The sequence below is a fragment of the Kocuria sp. GQ42 genome (assembly GCF_059758435.1).
Map to the genome: position 1 here is coordinate 78948 of NZ_JCAXEN010000010.1, position 14542 is coordinate 93489.

Consider the following 14542-nt stretch of genomic DNA (forward strand, 5'->3'; position numbering starts at 1 on the left):
AAGCAGGTGTTCCCGTGAACTGGCTCGTCAGCATCCCCGAGTTCCTGGTCAGCGAGATCCTCGCCGTCCCGGCGTTCCTCATCGGCATCATCACCGCCGTGGGCCTGGCCGCCCTGCGCAAGAGCACCGGCCAGATCATCGGCGGCGCCATCAAGGCGACCCTCGGCTTCCTGCTGATCGGCGCCGGGGCCACCCTCGTCGTCGCCTCCCTGGAACCCCTGGGCGCCATGATCCTGGGCGCCACCGGGGCCCAGGGCGTGATCCCCACCAACGAGGCCATCGCCGGGATCGCCCAGGCCGAGTACGGGGCCCAGGTCGCGTGGCTGATGATCCTCGGCTTCGCCGTGAGCCTCGTGCTCGCCCGCTTCACCCCGCTGCGCTACGTCTTCCTCACCGGCCACCACGTGCTGTTCATGGCCACGATGCTGACCATCATCCTCGCCACCGCCGGGTACGACAGCTGGGTGACCGTGCTGCTCGGCGCCGTGCTCCTCGGCATCCTCATGGTCTCCCTCCCGGCGCTCGCCCACCCGTGGACCCGCAGGATCACCGGCGACGACAGCGTCGCCATCGGCCACTTCGGCACCGCCGGCTACATCGCAGCCGGAGCCGTGGGCCAGGTCGTGGGGAAGAAGAGCCGGTCCACCGAGGACACGAAGCTGCCGGAGGGGCTGCGCTTCCTCCGCGACTCCATGGTGGCCACGGCCCTGTCCATGGCACTGATGTACGTGGTCCTCGCCGTGCTCTTCCTCGCCCGGGCCGGGACCGAAGAGGCTTTCACCGCGTTCGAGGGCGGCGCCACCGGGATCGGCAACTACATCATGATGTCGATCACCCAGGGGCTGCAGTTCGGCGTGGCCGTGGCGGTCATCCTCTTCGGCGTGCGCACCATCCTGGGCGAGCTCGTCCCGGCCTTCCAGGGCATCGCCGCCAAGGTCGTCCCCGGCGCCATCCCGGCCCTCGACGCCCCGATCGTCTTCCCCTACGCGCAGAACGCCGTGCTGCTGGGCTTCATCTCCAGCTTCGTGGGAGGCCTGATCGGGCTGCTCGTCCTCTCCGTCTGGCTCAACCCCGCCATCGGCCTCGCCCTGATCCTGCCGGGCCTGGTGCCCCACTTCTTCACCGGCGGCGCGGCCGGCGTCTACGGCAACGCGACCGGAGGGCGTCGCGGAGCCCTCGCCGGCGGCTTCGTCAACGGCCTGATCATCACGTTCCTGCCCGCGTTCCTGCTCTCCGTCCTGGGCGCCTTCGGGGAGGAGAACACCACCTTCGGCGACGCCGACTTCGGCTGGTTCGGCATCGCGGTGGGCTCCGCCGCCAAGATCGGGTCCGTCGGCGGCATCGCGGTCATCTCCCTGATCGGGCTCGGGGTGCTGGTATTGGCGATCGTGGTGCAGCGCAAGGTGGTCGACACCCGCTGGGACCCGGCCGCCGGCCGCGCCTGGCCCGGGACCGCAGGCGCCCAGGAGACCGAGGACGCGGCGGCCCCGGGGGCTGCCCGCTCGTTCCCCAAGATCGCGCCGCCGAAGGGCGCGCCCGCTCCGCCGCCGCCCCCGCGCTGAGCCGCCGGATCGGCTCCGCCGCCGCCTCGCGCCGATCCGCCGGTCCGGGATCGTTCTGCGGGCGCCCGGCGCGCCGCGGGGTCAGGAGTTGCGGCCCCGCGCGGCCACGGTCCAGCGCTCCAGCAGGGCGCCGTCGCGCACCACGGCCACGTCGTCGACGAGGTTCATGGTCAGGCACACGTGGTTGGGGATGACGCGCAGGCGCTCGCCGAGGGTGGGCAGCGGGGCGTCCTCCGGCCAGACGACGGTGGCGTGGTGCTCGGACAGGGCCGTGATCCGGGCGTCCGGGTGGTCCATCAACCGCCCGCAGCCGGTGGCCCAGGCGGGTCGGTCGCTGCCGAGGACCTTGCTGCCGGCGTCCAGGACGGTCCGCCGCGGCACCCCGTTCCCGCCCTCGTGCCGGCTGACCACGGTCGCGGCCACGGTGAGGGCGATGTCCTCGAGAGCGCACCGGCCGAGCTCCAGCTGCTGGGCGTCGCCGAAGACGTAGACCCCCGGCCGCACCTCCGTGGCCGTGGCGCTGTCGGTCAGCAGCGCACTGGGCGTGGAGCCGCCGCTGCGGCGCAGCACCTCGAAGCCCGCGGCCGCCAGCTGCCCGGCCGCCCGGTCCAGGGCCTGCTGCTCCTGCGCGGCCGCCTCGACCGGCATGCCCGGGGCGTAGCCGTGGCCCGGGAAGGTGAAGACGCCCTCGACGCGCAGCCCGGCCCGGGCCGCGGCCCGGGCGACGTCCGCGGCGGCCTCCGGGCGGACCCCGCTGCGGTGGTGGCCGCTGTCGATCTCCACGACCACGGCGACGTCCCCCGCCGCGTCCCCCAGCTGCTCGCCCATGACGGCGGCGGCCTCGGCGGAGTCCACCCCCACGCTGATCCGGGCCGCGGCGCTCAGCCGGCGCAGGCGCTCCGCCTGGCGCGGGCCGACCCACAGCGGGTACGCGATGAAGAGGTCCTCGGCCCCGTGCGCGGCGAAGACCTCGGCCTCCCCGAGCGTGGCCACGGTCAGCCCGGCCGCGCCGGCGGCGAGCTGCAGCGCCGCGATCTCCGGGACCTTGTGCGTCTTGGCGTGCGGGCGCAGCAGCAAGCCCCGCTCGCGCACGGCCGCGGCCATCCGCGCGATGTTGCGCTCGAGCACGTCCCGGTCGATCAGGACGTCCGGGGTGTCGACCTCTTCGGGGATGCGGTGCATGGGGCTCCTCGCCGGTGCCTGGATCGGTGGATCGGTGGATCGGTGGATCGGTGGATCGGTGAATCGTCGGTCAGGGGGTCGGTGCGTCGCCGGGGCCGTCGTCATCGGCCAGGGCCCGGACCGCCTCGTCGTCCTCCAGGATGAGGCTCAGCAGACGGGCCACCGCGCGGTTGTTGCTCGTCTCGTTCCAGGCCACGTGCAGATCGGCCCGGTTCAGGTCCGCCAGGCCGGCGGGACCGGCCAGCTCCTCGAAGACCACCCCCGGGGGAGAGAAGTCCATGGCCGAGGCGGGCACCAGGCTCACGCCCAGGCCGGCCGCCACGAACGCGAGCAGGGCGGGGACCTGGCTGGCGAGCTGGGTGACCACAGGATGTGCTCCGGCGCTCTCGTACAGCCGCATGACCAGGTCGTGGAAGTACCGGGCCTCGGAGGTCGAGTACATCATCAGGGGCAGGCCGTCGAGCTGGCGCATCCGCACGCCGTGACCGGTGGCGAGGAGGTGCCCGTCGGGGAGCGCGGCCACGAGCCGGTCCTCCATGTGGGGCCGGGTCACCACTCCGGAGCGGTTGACGATCGGCCGCAGGAGGCCGATGTCGATGGTGCCCCGTGAGAGGGCGTCCATCTGGTCCACGGAGACGGCCTCCCGCAGCACCAGGTGCACGCCCTCCATGTGCTGCCGCGCGAGCCGCAGGATGCCCGGCAGGCTGGACTGACCGGCGATGGCGGTGTAGCCGATCACGATGGAGCCGGCGTCGCCCGTGGCCACCCGCCGGACGTCCAGCTCGGTCTTGGCGCACAGGTCCAGGATCTGCCGGGCGCTCGGCAGCAGCGTCTGACCGGCCTCCGTGAGCTGGACCTTCCGGCTGCTGCGCTTGAAGAGCTGGGCGTCGAGCTCACGCTCCAGCAGCTGGATCTGCCGGCTCAGCGGAGGCTGTGTCATGTTCAACCGCGCCGCCGCGGCACCGAAGTGGAGCTCCTCCGCCACGGCCACGAAGGACTCGAGCTGGATCAGGGAATACATCAATCCACTCCTTGAATGATTGAGTGCCTATTTTAGCTTGGACAGGCATGGCCGGGCCTCTCTAGCGTGGAGAGGACCGACGGCCCGTCTCCACGGCCGTCCCAGGAGAGGACCACCCGAGATGCCCTTCATCCACGCAGACCGCGACGTCGCGGAGCCCTCCCTCCACTCCCGGCAGACGGTCATCACGGGCGTGACCGTGACGCCCGTGGCGTTCACCGACCCGCCCCTGCTGAACACCGTGGGCGTGCACGAACCGTTCGCGCTGCGGGCGGTCCTGCAGGTGTCCACCGACGCCGGCGTCACGGGGCTGGGCGAGACCTACGGGGACGCGGGTCACCTGCAGCGCCTGCGCCTGGCGGCCGAGGCCGTCGTGGGCGCGGACCCCTTCAACACCAACGACCTGCGGGCCCGGGTGACCCGTGCTCTCGCCGCGGACACCGTCGCGGGCGGCCACGGCATGAGCGGGATGGTCACGGGCTCCTCCACCGCCGACCGTGTGCTCTCGCCCTTCGACGTCGCGGCACTGGACATCCAGGGCCGGATCCTGGGGGTGCCCGTCAGCGAGCTCCTCGGCGGACGGGTCCGGGACGCCGTGCCGTTCAGCGGCTACCTCTTCTACAAGTGGGCCGGGCACCCGGACGGAGCCGAGGACTCCTGGGGGGAGGCGCTCGACCCGGACGGCATCGTGGCGCAGGCCCGCCGGATGGTGGACGACTACGGATTCACGGCCCTCAAGCTCAAGGGCGGGGTCGTGGAGCCCGACGCCGAGGCGGAGGCCGTCGAGGCGCTGCGCGCGGAGTTCCCCGCACTGCCCCTGCGCATCGATCCCAACGGGGCGTGGACGGTCGAGACCTCGGTGCGCATCGGGCGCCGGCTGGAGGGGGTCCTCGAGTACCTCGAGGACCCGACGCCCGGCATCCAGGGCATGGCCGCCGTCCGGAACCGGGTGAACCTGCCGCTGGCCACCAACATGTGCGTGGTGAGCTTCGCGGACCTGCCGCCCGCCCTCGCCGCCGGTGCCGTGGACGTCGTGCTCTCCGACCACCACTTCTGGGGCGGTCTGCGCCGTTCGCAGACTCTCGCCGGGATCGCCGAGACCTTCGGGCTGGGCCTGTCGATGCACTCGAACTCCCACCTGGGGATCAGCCTCGCGGCCATGGTCCACCTCGCCGCCGCCACCCCGAACCTGGACTACGCGTGCGACACGCACTGGCCGTGGAAGGACCACGACGAGGACGTCGTCCAGCCGGGCGTGCTGTCCGTCGCCCACGGTGCGGTTGCCGTGCCGGCGGGACCGGGACTCGGTGTCGAGATCGACCCGGACGGCCTCGAGCGCCTGCACCGCCAGTACCTCGACTGCGGTCTCCGCGAGCGCGACGACACCGGCTACATGCGCCGCGTCCAGCCCGGCTACGAACTCGCGAGCCCCCGGTGGTGACCGCGCCGGCCCCCGAAGTGCTGGACGTCGTCGTCACGGACCCGATCATCAGCCGCTTCGCGGAGCGTCTCACCGCGGCCGCCCCGGAGCACCGGTGGCGGTTCCTGGCCGACGCCTCCGCCGCCGACAGGGCCGCGGCCGTCGCCGGCGCCGATGTCCTCGTGTGCTCCCGTCTCGAGGCCGCGGAGGCGGCGTCCGCGCTGGCGGTCCGCCTGGTGCAGGTGACCGGCGCCGGCCTGGACCGCGTCGCCGTCCAGGCCCTGCCCGCGCAGGCGTCGGTGGCCAACACCTTCCACCACGCCCGCCCCATCGCCGAGCACGTGCTCATGTCCGTGCTGGCGCTCTCGCGGCGGCTGCTCCCTTCCGACCGCGAGCTGCGGGCGGGCACGTGGCGCACCATCGCGACGGACCCGGGCGTCCCGCTGCACCCGACGCTGGACACGATGACCCTCGGCGTCCTCGGACTCGGCAGCATCGGTCTCGAGACCGTCCGCCTGGCCGAGGCCGTCGGCATGTCCACGGTCGCGGTCCGGCACCGCCCGGACGCCCCGGTGCCCGACGGCGTGCACCCGCGCTGGGTCGGCGGACCGGCCGACCTGCCCCGGCTGCTGGCGGAGTCCGACGTCGTCGTCGTCACCGTCCCGCTCACGGCCGCCACCGAGGGCATGATCGGTGCGGCGGAGCTCGCCGCGATGCGCCCGACGGCGGTGCTCGTCAACGTCGCGCGCGGTCCGGTGGTGGACGAGGACGCCCTGTACCGGTCGCTGGTCCAGGGGTACATCGCCGGCGCCGCCATCGACGTCTGGTGGGGCGCCCCTGCCCCGGGCCGCACCCCACCGGCCGACCTGCCGTTCGCGGAGCTGGACAACGTGCTGCTCACACCGCACCACTCCGGGCACGCCCGCAGCACGTTCGAGGGCCGCGCCGACGACATCGCCGACAACGTCGTCCGGCTCGCCCGCGGCGAGGAGCTCCGCAACGTGGTGCGCCGCGGGACCCCGCCCGTACGGTCACTCCACCAGTAGCCGGGTCACCAGCAGCAGCGCGCCGCCGGCCGAGGCCGTCAGGGCCAGGAGCCGCAGCCGGGCGGCGTCCAGCAGCCGGTTCACCCACCGGGAGAGCACGAAGCCGGCGACCACCGCGGGGCTGAGCCCGAGCACCGCGGCCAGCACGGCCGGGGTGACCGCCCCCGCCACCGTCAGCAGTCCGATGGACACCAGTGACCCCACGAGGAAGAACGCGCTCATGGTGCCCCGCAGCCGGGCGGGCGGCTGTCCCTGCCAGACGATCGCCATGGGCGCCCCGCCGATCGACGTCGCCGTGCCCATCACCCCGGACAGTGCTCCGGCCATCACCAGGTTCCGCCTGCGCGGTCCGGGCCGCCAGCCCAGGAACGCGGAGCCCACGCCCACCAGGACGCTGCCGGCCACGAGCCACGCCAGGGCGGTGGCCGGCATGACGACCACCAGCCAGGCCCCGAGCACGCTGCCGGGGATCCGCCCCGACAGCGCCCACCCGGCGCCGCGCACGTCCAGGTCTGCGCGCTCGCGGACCACCACCAGGAGCGTCACGAGTGTGGCCAGCATGATCACGAGCGCGGGCAGCAGCGCGGGGTCGACCAGGGCGATGACCGGGGCGGCCACCAGCCCCAGGCCGAACCCGATCGACCCCTGCAGCGCGGCGGCGACGAAGAACGTCGCCGCCAGGACGGCGAAGACGCCGAGACTCATTCCCGGGCGGACAGCGCGGTGGAGCCGGCCGCGACCGGCTCGTCCATCGGGAAGTAGCACTCCGCCGTGTGCACCACGTCGCCGCGCAGGCCCGGCATCGGCAGGGTCGTGCGGCCCGACGAGGAGGCGTCCTGCCGGGGCGGTGCGTCCGTGGCGCAGACGTCCTGGGCCTGCCAGCACCGGGTCCGGAAGCGGCAGCCGGAGGGCGGGTCCAGCGGTGAGGGCAGCTCTCCGCGCAGGACGATCCGTTCCGCCGGACGCTGCGCCGGATCCAGCTTCGGCGAGGCCGACATCAGCGCGGCCGTGTACGGGTGCAGAGGGCGCTCGAACACGTCCGCGGTGCGGCCCGTCTCGACGATCCGGCCCAGGTACATCACCGCCACGCGGTCCGTCACGTGACGGACCACGGACAGGTCGTGGGAGATGAAGAGGTAGCTGACGCCGAGCTTCTGCTGCAGGTCGTTGAGCAGGTTCAGCACCTGGGCCTGGACGGAGAGGTCCAGCGCGGAGACGGGCTCGTCGAGGATGATCAGTTCCGGGTTCAGCGCCAGCGCCCGGGCGATGCCGATGCGCTGCCGCTGCCCCCCGGAGAACTCCTGGGGGGACTTCTTGGCGTCGGAGGGCCGGAGACCCACCAGCTGGAGCAGCTCGTGCAGCCGGGCGGAGCGCTCCCGGGCGGAGCGGTAGAGGTCCCGGTGGGTGGTCCACGGCTCGGAGATGATCTCCGCGGCCGTCATCCGGGAGTTCAGCGAGGCGAAGGGGTCCTGGAAGACCATCTGCACGCGCCGCCGCCAGGCCAGGAGCTCCTTGCCCTTCAGCGCGAAGGGGTCCTGTCCCTCGAAGGACACGGTCCCGGAGTCGGGGCGCTCCAGCAGCATGAGGGTCCGGGCGAGCGTGGACTTCCCGCAGCCGGACTCGCCCACGAGCCCCAGGGTCTCGCCGCGGCCGACGGTCAGGTCGATCCCGTCCAGGGCGCGCAGACGGTTGTGGCCCGAAGCGCTCCGGGCCACGTGGAAGGTCTTGGTGACGTCCCGGACCTCCAGGGCGGCGCCGTGGTCGGAGTGCGGTCGATCCAGCAGTGCGGTCATGACTCGATCCCCTCGGAAACGGTGTCGGTGGCGAGCAGCTCGGAGTAGTGGCAGGCCGCCCGGTGGCCCGGGGCGATCTCGCGCAGGGCGGGGCGTTCGGCGCGGCAGCGGGCGGAGACCAGCGGGCAGCGGTCCTGGTAGACGCAGCCGGGGGGGATGTTCTTCAGCTCGGGCGGGCTGCCCGGGATCGAGGCCAGGGCGGCGCCGCGCTCCCCGTCCACCGGCACCGACTCGAGCAGGCCCTTGGTGTAGGGGTGGCGGGGGCGGGTGAACACCTCGTCCACGGGCCCGCTCTCGGCCACGGTGCCCGCGTACATCACGGTGACGTCGTCGGCCTCCTCGGCGACGACGGCGAGGTCGTGGGTGATGAGCACGACAGCCATCTCCTCCTCCTCGCGCAGCAACCGCAGCAGCTCCATGATCTGGGCCTGGACCGTGACGTCCAGCGCGGTCGTGGGCTCGTCGGCGATGAGCACGCGCGGCCCGAGCGCCACGGCGGCGGCGATGAGGATGCGCTGGCGCATCCCGCCGGAGAACTGGTGCGGATAGGCGTCCACCCGGTGCTCGGCCTCGGGGATGCCCACGCGGCGCATGAGCGCGATGGCCTCCTGCCGGGCCTGCGCCGCCGAGAGACCGCGGTGGATGCGGAAGGACTCGCCGATCTGGACCCCCACCGGGTACACCGGGTTCAGGGCCGTGAGCGCGTCCTGGAAGACGATGCCCAGCTCCGCTCCGGCGACCTTGCGGCGCTGCTTCGGGGACATGGTCGTCAGTTCCTTGCCGTTCAGCTGGATGCTGCCACCGGCCACGTGGGCCACGGGGTCCAGGAGGCCGACGACGGCCTTGGCCGTCATGGACTTCCCGCAGCCCGACTCCCCGAGCAGCGCGCGGGTCCGGCCGGCCCGGACCTCGAAGCCGGCGTCGCTGACGGCGCGGACCGTGCCGGCAGGGGTGCGGATGTCGACGTCGAGCCCGTCGACACGGAGCACCACGGGGTGCTCGACGGCGGTACGGCGCTCGGTGGCGACGGGGGCGCTCGTGATCACTTGGACTCCTGGGAATCGGTCCGGACGATGAACTTCTTGCGCTTGGCCAGGGTGAGCCGCCAGCGCTGGGAGGGATCCGTGGCGATCCGCAGCCAGGCGGCCAGCATGTTCGCCGAGATCGCGGTGACCACGATCGCCACACCCGGGAAGATGGACAGCCACCAGGCCGTCTGCAGGTACTGGCGCCCCTGCGCCACGAGCAGGCCCCAGCTGATGTCGGGCGGCTGGATGCCGATGCCGAGGAAGCTCAGCGAGGACTCGGCGAGCATGACGTAGCAGAACTCGAGCGTGGCCAGCGTCAGGATGGAGGGGATGACCACCGGGATCACGTGCCGGCGGATGATCGTGTTGGGCCGGGCCCCGAAGGTCCTGGCGGCGTCCACGAACGTGCGGCTCTGGAGCTCGGCGGACTCGGCACGTGCCGTTCTCAGATAGATGGGGATGCGCGTGATGGCCAGGATGAGCACGATGTTCGCGATCGACGGGCTGAAGACGTAGAGCACGACGACGGCGAGCAGCAGCGAGGGGAAGCTCATGATGACGTCGGCAACCCGCATCGAGGCGCTCTCCCGCCAGCCCCGGTGATAGCCGGCCCACACGCCCCACAGGGAGCCGATGAGCATGGCGATCAGCACCGCCGGCACGGACACGAGCAGGGTCGTGCGGGTGGCGACGACGAGGCGGGCCAGGAGGGAGCGCCCCAGCGAGTCGGAGCCGAGGATGTACTCCCAGCCGTTGGCGGGGTCGAACGGCGGCTTGTTGGCGAACATGAGGTCCTGCCGGGTGTCCAGCGGGCCCATGAGCATCGGGCCGAAGATCGCCGTCAGGAAGACGAGGACCAGGATGACGGCACCGGTGCAGGCGAACTTGTCCCGCAGGAGCATGCGCAGCATGCTGGGGTGCCCCGAACTCCTGTCCTGGGGCGCCGCGGGCGCGGACTCCGGGGGCGCGATCTCCGCGGGATCCAGCGGTCCGTCCGCCGCCCGTCCGTCCTGGGTGAGCTGACTCATGGGTTTCTCCTATGCCTTGGCGGTGGTCAGGGCGCCCGGGACCACGGCGGCGGGAGCCGGCGGCTCGGTGGGGGCGGAGGGCTTCCTGGAGGTCTTCGGCCCCGGGGAGGCCGGCCGGACGCGGGGGTCCAGCAGCGCGTAGGCCAGGTCGATGACGATGTTCAGGACGAAGATCGCGATGGCGGTCAGCAGCACACAGGCCTGCAGGACGGCGAAGTCCCGCTGCAGGATCGAGTCGATCATGAGCTTGCCGATGCCGGGCCAGCCGAAGATCGTCTCGACGACCACCGCGCCGTTGATCAGGCCCACGGTGAGGTCTCCGGCGACGGTCAGTGCGGGCGCCGCGGCGTTGCGCAGCGCGTGGCGGGTGACCACCCGGGACTGGGAGGCGCCCTTGCTCCGGGCCAGCTTGATGTAGGGCTCGGAGAGCGCGGAGACCATGGCGCCGCGCACCACCTGGACCAGCGCCCCGAACGGCCGCATGACCAGCGTGGCGATGGGCAGCACCCAGGCGGCGGCTCCACCCACACCGGAGGTGGGAACCCACCCCAGGGTGATGGCGAAGATCCAGATGCCGACGATCGCGAGCCAGAAGTCCGGGATGGAGGCCGCGGCCATGGAGATGAAGCTGGAGATCCGGTCCGCGACGCCGTTGGGCTTCAGGGCGGCCCAGCTGCCCACCAGCACGGCGAGCACGATGGCGAGGACCATGGTGATCGCGGCGAGCTGGAGGGTGGCCGGGAAGGCCCGCAGCGCCATCGCCGCCGCGGACTCCCCCGTCCTGAGCGAGGTGCCGAAGTCGAGCTGCAGCACCCCTCCGAAATAGTCGGCCATCTGGACCAGCAACGGCTGGTCCAGCCCGTTGCGGGCCGCGAAGTCGTCACGCATCTGCTGCGTGGCGTTCAGCGGCAGGTACAGGCTCGCCGGATTGCCGGTGAGCCGGGCCAGCGCGAAGACACCGACGATGACGACCGCCAGCGGGATGGCGCTGGAGACGATCCTCTTGCGCAGATAGGTCAGCATGACTTCCCCTGTGTTCTCGTGTGTCTGTCCTCGGGCGTCTGTCCTCGTGCGCCGGCCGGCTACTGCGCGGGCCGCATCTCGGCGAGGCGCAGCTCGTCGCCGGACGAGGAGTTGGGCTCGTACTCGACGCCCGCGGACTTGCCGAGCATGCCGGTCTGGTGCGCGATGTGGGCGAACTGCGTGACGTTCTCGTTCTGGTACTCGAAGATCTCCTCGTAGGCGGCCTGCCGGTCCTCGCCCGTGGCGGCACCCGCCTCCTCGATCATGGAGTCCAGCTCCGGGGTGCCGAAGGAGCTCTGGGCGCCGTCGGAGAGCATGTACTGGTCCACGGTGAACGCGGCGTCGCCGGCCTGGTTGCCGTGCTGCGTCAGGAGGCCGATGTTGCCCTCGTCCTCGGCGAACGGGCGGACCTGGTAGGTGAGGTGCTGGCTGGTCTCGAGCATCTTGAGGTTGACGTTGAGCCCGGCCTGGCTGAGCTGCTCCTGGAGCACCTGTCCCAGCTCCTCGATCTTCGGGAACTGTGCCGAACGCACCACCAGGCTGATCGGGGCGTCGGTGTTCACGCCGTCGGCCTTCGCCTCCGCGACGAGGCTCTTGGCCTCCTCCGGGTCGTAGGGCCACGCCTCGAGGCTCTCGTTGTGGCCGACGACGCCCTTCGGCACGAGCTGTGCGGCCACCTGGTCGCGTCCGCCGTAGAGGCTGGCGACGATGCCCTCCTTGTCGATGGCGTAGTTGACGGCCTCGCGGATCCGCTGGTCGCTGAAGGGCTCCTCGTCGGCGTGCATGCGGATGGCGATGGTCTCGTTGTTGGGGTAGCTGACACCGAGGTCCCCGATGTTGTCCTCGGGGCTCAGCCCGGTGGCGATGTCGGCCTCGCCGGAGGTGATCATCGCGGCGCGCACGCTGCTCTCGGACCGCCACTCGTACCGGGCGTTCTGATAGGCGGGCTGCTCGCCCCAGTAGCCGTCGTAGGCCGAGACGGTGATGTTCTGGCCCGGCTGCCACGAGTCCAGCTGATAGGGACCGGTGCCGATCGGCTCGCGCACCTTCTCGGTCATGGAGGTCTCGCTGGGCACCACCTCGAGGAAGGACAGCCGCAGGGGCAGGATCGGATCGGCCTGCGGCGCGGTGACCGTCAGGGTGGTGTCGTCCACGACCTCCACCTCGAGGTCGTCGTCACCGAACACGTAGCCCTCGACGTTGCAGCCGAGGTCGGAGTTGACGGCCCGCTCGATGGTGGCCGCGGCGTCCTCGGCGGTGAAGTCGCTCCCGTCGTGGAAGGTGACTCCTTCCTGGAGGGTGAAGGTCCACGCCTGGTCGTCCTCGGAGCTCCACTCGGTGGCCAGCTTCGGCTCGAGCTCGCCCGTGGTCGGGTTCCGCTCGACGAGCGGCTCGGTGATGGTCGAACGGTCGACCACGCCCGTGCTCGTGAGGTTCGCCTCGCACGGCTCGAGCGTCGGAGGCTCCTGCTGGAGGACCACGCGCAGGGTGTCCGAGGCTTCGCCGGATCCCGCGGCGTTCTCGGAGTTGGCGACGGAGCACCCGCTCAGCAGCACCCCCGTGCCGAGGGCGGCGGCCGACAGGGACACCAGTCGGCGGGGGCGGCCGGACTTCGGCGCGATGGTGGTGGCGGCAGGGCGCGGCAGATCGAACGTCATGGTGTCCTCCGAGAACGGGAATCGAGCGGATGCCGGCCTCGACGGACTCCTTGAGGGCTGTCCGGCGGCCGGGCGTATGGACAGCGTGGGACCGGCCCACACGGCGGTCAAGGAGCCGGACGGCCGTGACGGCGCCCCGGACGGCCGCGGAGGAGCAGTTCGATGCGGTCGCCGGATGTGACTTCCGCTACATTCCGCGGCGTACGGCAAATCAATGCCTCAACAGCATTGATCCATGCAATCTATGTGTTGGACGGCATTCGATGCGCTCCTTACGTTGCACTCATGACCAACTTCGCTCCGGCTGCGGCCGAGTCCACCGTCCAGAGCGCCGGCGCCGGGATCCTCCAGGTGGGCCCCGTCAATCCCACGGTCCAGGCCGTGCTGGCCTCCGAGTTCGGGGCGGCGCGCCTGCCCGACGCCCCGGGGGAGCGCGAGGTGTTCCTGGCGGAGCACGCGGACGAGGTCCGGATCGCGGTCTGCTCCGGCAAGGTCGGAGTCGACACCGATCTGATGCGCCGGCTCGGCAACCTCGACGCGATCGTCAACTTCGGCGTCGGCTACGACGCGACCGACGTCGACCAGGCCGCGACGCGCGGGATCCCGATCAGCAACACCCCCGACGTGCTCACGGACTGCGTCGCCGACACCGCGCTGGCCCTCTACCTGGACGTGCTGCGGCGGATCTCCGCGGCCGACCGCTACGTCCGGCGCGGGGACTGGGAGACCAAGGGCAACTTCCCGCTGGCCGTGCGGGCCTCCGGAAGAAGAGTGGGCATCCTGGGACTCGGTCGCATCGGCGGCGCCATCGCCCGCCGGCTCGAGGGCTTCGGGTGCGAGATCCACTACCACAACCGCCGCCCGGTCGAGGGAACCACCTACGCCTACCAGGACTCCGCGGAGGAACTGGCCGGGGCGGTCGACGTCCTGATCGTGGCCGCGGCCGGGGGCCCCGCCTCCGTGGGGCTGGTCGGCGCGTCCGTCCTGGCGAACCTCGGACCCGAGGGCTACCTGATCAACATCGCCCGCGGCTCGGTCGTGGACGAGGACGCCCTGGTGGCGGCGCTCCTGGGCGGACGCCTCGGCGGCGCGGGGCTCGATGTCTTCGCCGACGAGCCCCGCGTGCCGTCCGCCCTGCGGGAGCTGGACAACGTGGTCCTGCTGCCGCACCTCGCCAGCGGAACCGTCGAGACCAGGGGCGACATGGCCGAGCTGACGCTGGCCAATCTGCGCAGCTTTCTCGACGGCGGCACTCTCCTCACGCCCATCTCCTGAGTCCCGCGCTCCGGCCCTCCCGGGGCCGGGAAAGGAAGTCGACCATGGCCATCGCCGTTGGTTTCTCGAACACCCCTGAAGGATCGGCGGCGGTCCGTGCCGCCATCTCCGAAGCCGTCCTCCGGCGCACCGGCGTCTCCCTCTTCGTCCCGGCCGAGAACGCCACCGTCCCGCACGCGGACGTGCTGGCGGGCCTGCGTGCCGAGGCCGAAGCATCCGGGATCGCCCTGGAGCTGCGCACGCTGGGTCAGGACGACGACCTGGGCGATGCGCTCATCGACGCGTCCTACCGGCCGGGCGCCCAGATGGTGGTCATCGGCCTCCGCCGCAGATCTCCCGTCGGCAAGCTCCTCCTGGGATCCCTGTCCCAGCGGGTGCTGCTGGAGGCCGGATGCCCCGTGCACGCCGTCAAGGTCAGGGTGGGCCCTCGGGCTTGAGCGCCCCCACCTCGCAAGCCGTCCACCGCCCGAAGAGCCAGAGCAGAGGAAGTCATCACGTGAACCAGT

Annotated in this window: 13 protein-coding genes; 5 read left to right on the forward strand and 8 right to left on the reverse strand. The window is 72.0% G+C overall.

From position 1 onward, the window contains the following. Nucleotides 1-14: 14 nt before the first annotated feature. Nucleotides 15-1562 carry a PTS ascorbate transporter subunit IIC gene (gene ulaA / locus AC6CH6_RS17645; RefSeq protein ID WP_498256130.1) on the forward strand — a complete coding sequence of 516 codons (1548 nt, stop codon included), beginning with the start codon at nt 15-17 and terminating at the stop codon, nt 1560-1562. A gap of 81 nt (nt 1563-1643) precedes the next feature. On the opposite strand, the gene AC6CH6_RS17650 is transcribed toward ulaA, so the two are convergent. Both AC6CH6_RS17650 and AC6CH6_RS17655 read right to left on the reverse strand, forming a co-directional pair. Further along, complete coding sequence (locus AC6CH6_RS17650) at nt 1644-2744, reverse strand: alanine racemase (RefSeq protein ID WP_498256131.1); 1101 nt, start codon at nt 2742-2744, stop codon at nt 1644-1646. A 70-nt stretch (nt 2745-2814) separates the two neighbouring features. Continuing rightward, nucleotides 2815-3765 (reverse strand): LysR family transcriptional regulator, encoded by a 951-nt coding sequence (locus tag AC6CH6_RS17655; RefSeq protein WP_498256132.1) that lies wholly within the window; start codon nt 3763-3765, stop codon nt 2815-2817. Nucleotides 3766-3886: 121 nt separating this feature from the next. On the opposite strand from AC6CH6_RS17655, the gene AC6CH6_RS17660 reads away from it, so the two are divergent. Both AC6CH6_RS17660 and AC6CH6_RS17665 read left to right on the forward strand, forming a co-directional pair. Further along, nucleotides 3887-5206 (forward strand): glucarate dehydratase family protein, encoded by a 1320-nt coding sequence (locus tag AC6CH6_RS17660; protein ID WP_498256133.1) that lies wholly within the window; start codon nt 3887-3889, stop codon nt 5204-5206. Beyond that, entirely contained in the window at nt 5200-6231 is a 1032-nt protein-coding gene (locus tag AC6CH6_RS17665; RefSeq protein WP_498256134.1) for a 2-hydroxyacid dehydrogenase, read from the forward strand. The genes AC6CH6_RS17660 and AC6CH6_RS17665 overlap by 7 nt, the downstream gene beginning before the upstream one ends. Here the strand turns inward: AC6CH6_RS17665 and AC6CH6_RS17670 are convergent. The 6 genes from AC6CH6_RS17670 to AC6CH6_RS17695 are packed head-to-tail and all read right to left on the reverse strand — an operon-like array spanning nt 6217 to nt 12761. Continuing rightward, nucleotides 6217-6936, reverse strand: coding sequence for a sulfite exporter TauE/SafE family protein (locus AC6CH6_RS17670; RefSeq protein WP_133411622.1), 720 nt, complete (start codon nt 6934-6936; stop codon nt 6217-6219). The two genes, AC6CH6_RS17665 and AC6CH6_RS17670, sit on opposite strands and share 15 nt — an antisense overlap. Next, nucleotides 6933-8024, reverse strand: a complete 1092-nt coding sequence (locus AC6CH6_RS17675; protein ID WP_498256135.1) for an ABC transporter ATP-binding protein — start codon at nt 8022-8024, stop codon at nt 6933-6935. Before AC6CH6_RS17675 ends, AC6CH6_RS17670 begins: the two co-directional genes overlap by 4 nt. Then, a complete protein-coding gene (locus AC6CH6_RS17680) occupies nt 8021-9070 on the reverse strand; it encodes an ABC transporter ATP-binding protein (protein WP_498256136.1) in 1050 nt (349 codons plus the stop codon). Before AC6CH6_RS17680 ends, AC6CH6_RS17675 begins: the two co-directional genes overlap by 4 nt. Continuing rightward, a complete protein-coding gene (locus AC6CH6_RS17685) occupies nt 9067-10080 on the reverse strand; it encodes an ABC transporter permease (protein WP_498256137.1) in 1014 nt (337 codons plus the stop codon). The genes AC6CH6_RS17680 and AC6CH6_RS17685 overlap by 4 nt, the downstream gene beginning before the upstream one ends. A 9-nt stretch (nt 10081-10089) precedes the next feature. Then, on the reverse strand, nt 10090-11103 hold the full coding sequence (locus AC6CH6_RS17690) for an ABC transporter permease (protein WP_133411619.1): 1014 nt from the start codon (nt 11101-11103) through the stop codon (nt 10090-10092). A gap of 59 nt (nt 11104-11162) precedes the next feature. Continuing rightward, entirely contained in the window at nt 11163-12761 is a 1599-nt protein-coding gene (locus AC6CH6_RS17695) for an ABC transporter substrate-binding protein (RefSeq protein WP_133411618.1), read from the reverse strand. Between the two features lie 285 nt (nt 12762-13046). On the opposite strand from AC6CH6_RS17695, the gene AC6CH6_RS17700 reads away from it, so the two are divergent. Beyond that, nucleotides 13047-14036: a 2-hydroxyacid dehydrogenase gene (locus tag AC6CH6_RS17700; RefSeq protein WP_498256138.1), complete on the forward strand. Its 990-nt coding sequence runs from the start codon at nt 13047-13049 to the stop codon at nt 14034-14036. Between the two features lie 44 nt (nt 14037-14080). Beyond that, entirely contained in the window at nt 14081-14473 is a 393-nt protein-coding gene (locus tag AC6CH6_RS17705; protein ID WP_498256139.1) for a universal stress protein, read from the forward strand. Nucleotides 14474-14542: the final 69 nt, after the last annotated feature.

What these genes read in the sequence shown, in the direction of transcription:
- AC6CH6_RS17650 (WP_498256131.1), bottom strand. Translation starts at nt 2,744, where the DNA reads ATGCACCGCATCCCCGAAGAGGTCGACACCCCGGACGTCCTGATCGAC.
- AC6CH6_RS17655 (WP_498256132.1), bottom strand. Translation starts at nt 3,765, where the DNA reads ATGTATTCCCTGATCCAGCTCGAGTCCTTCGTGGCCGTGGCGGAGGAG.
- AC6CH6_RS17660 (WP_498256133.1), top strand. Translation starts at nt 3,887, where the DNA reads ATGCCCTTCATCCACGCAGACCGCGACGTCGCGGAGCCCTCCCTCCAC.
- AC6CH6_RS17670 (WP_133411622.1), bottom strand. Translation starts at nt 6,936, where the DNA reads ATGAGTCTCGGCGTCTTCGCCGTCCTGGCGGCGACGTTCTTCGTCGCC.
- AC6CH6_RS17675 (WP_498256135.1), bottom strand. Translation starts at nt 8,024, where the DNA reads ATGACCGCACTGCTGGATCGACCGCACTCCGACCACGGCGCCGCCCTG.
- AC6CH6_RS17685 (WP_498256137.1), bottom strand. Translation starts at nt 10,080, where the DNA reads ATGAGTCAGCTCACCCAGGACGGACGGGCGGCGGACGGACCGCTGGAT.
- AC6CH6_RS17690 (WP_133411619.1), bottom strand. Translation starts at nt 11,103, where the DNA reads ATGCTGACCTATCTGCGCAAGAGGATCGTCTCCAGCGCCATCCCGCTG.
- AC6CH6_RS17695 (WP_133411618.1), bottom strand. Translation starts at nt 12,761, where the DNA reads ATGACGTTCGATCTGCCGCGCCCTGCCGCCACCACCATCGCGCCGAAG.
- AC6CH6_RS17700 (WP_498256138.1), top strand. Translation starts at nt 13,047, where the DNA reads ATGACCAACTTCGCTCCGGCTGCGGCCGAGTCCACCGTCCAGAGCGCC.
- AC6CH6_RS17705 (WP_498256139.1), top strand. Translation starts at nt 14,081, where the DNA reads ATGGCCATCGCCGTTGGTTTCTCGAACACCCCTGAAGGATCGGCGGCG.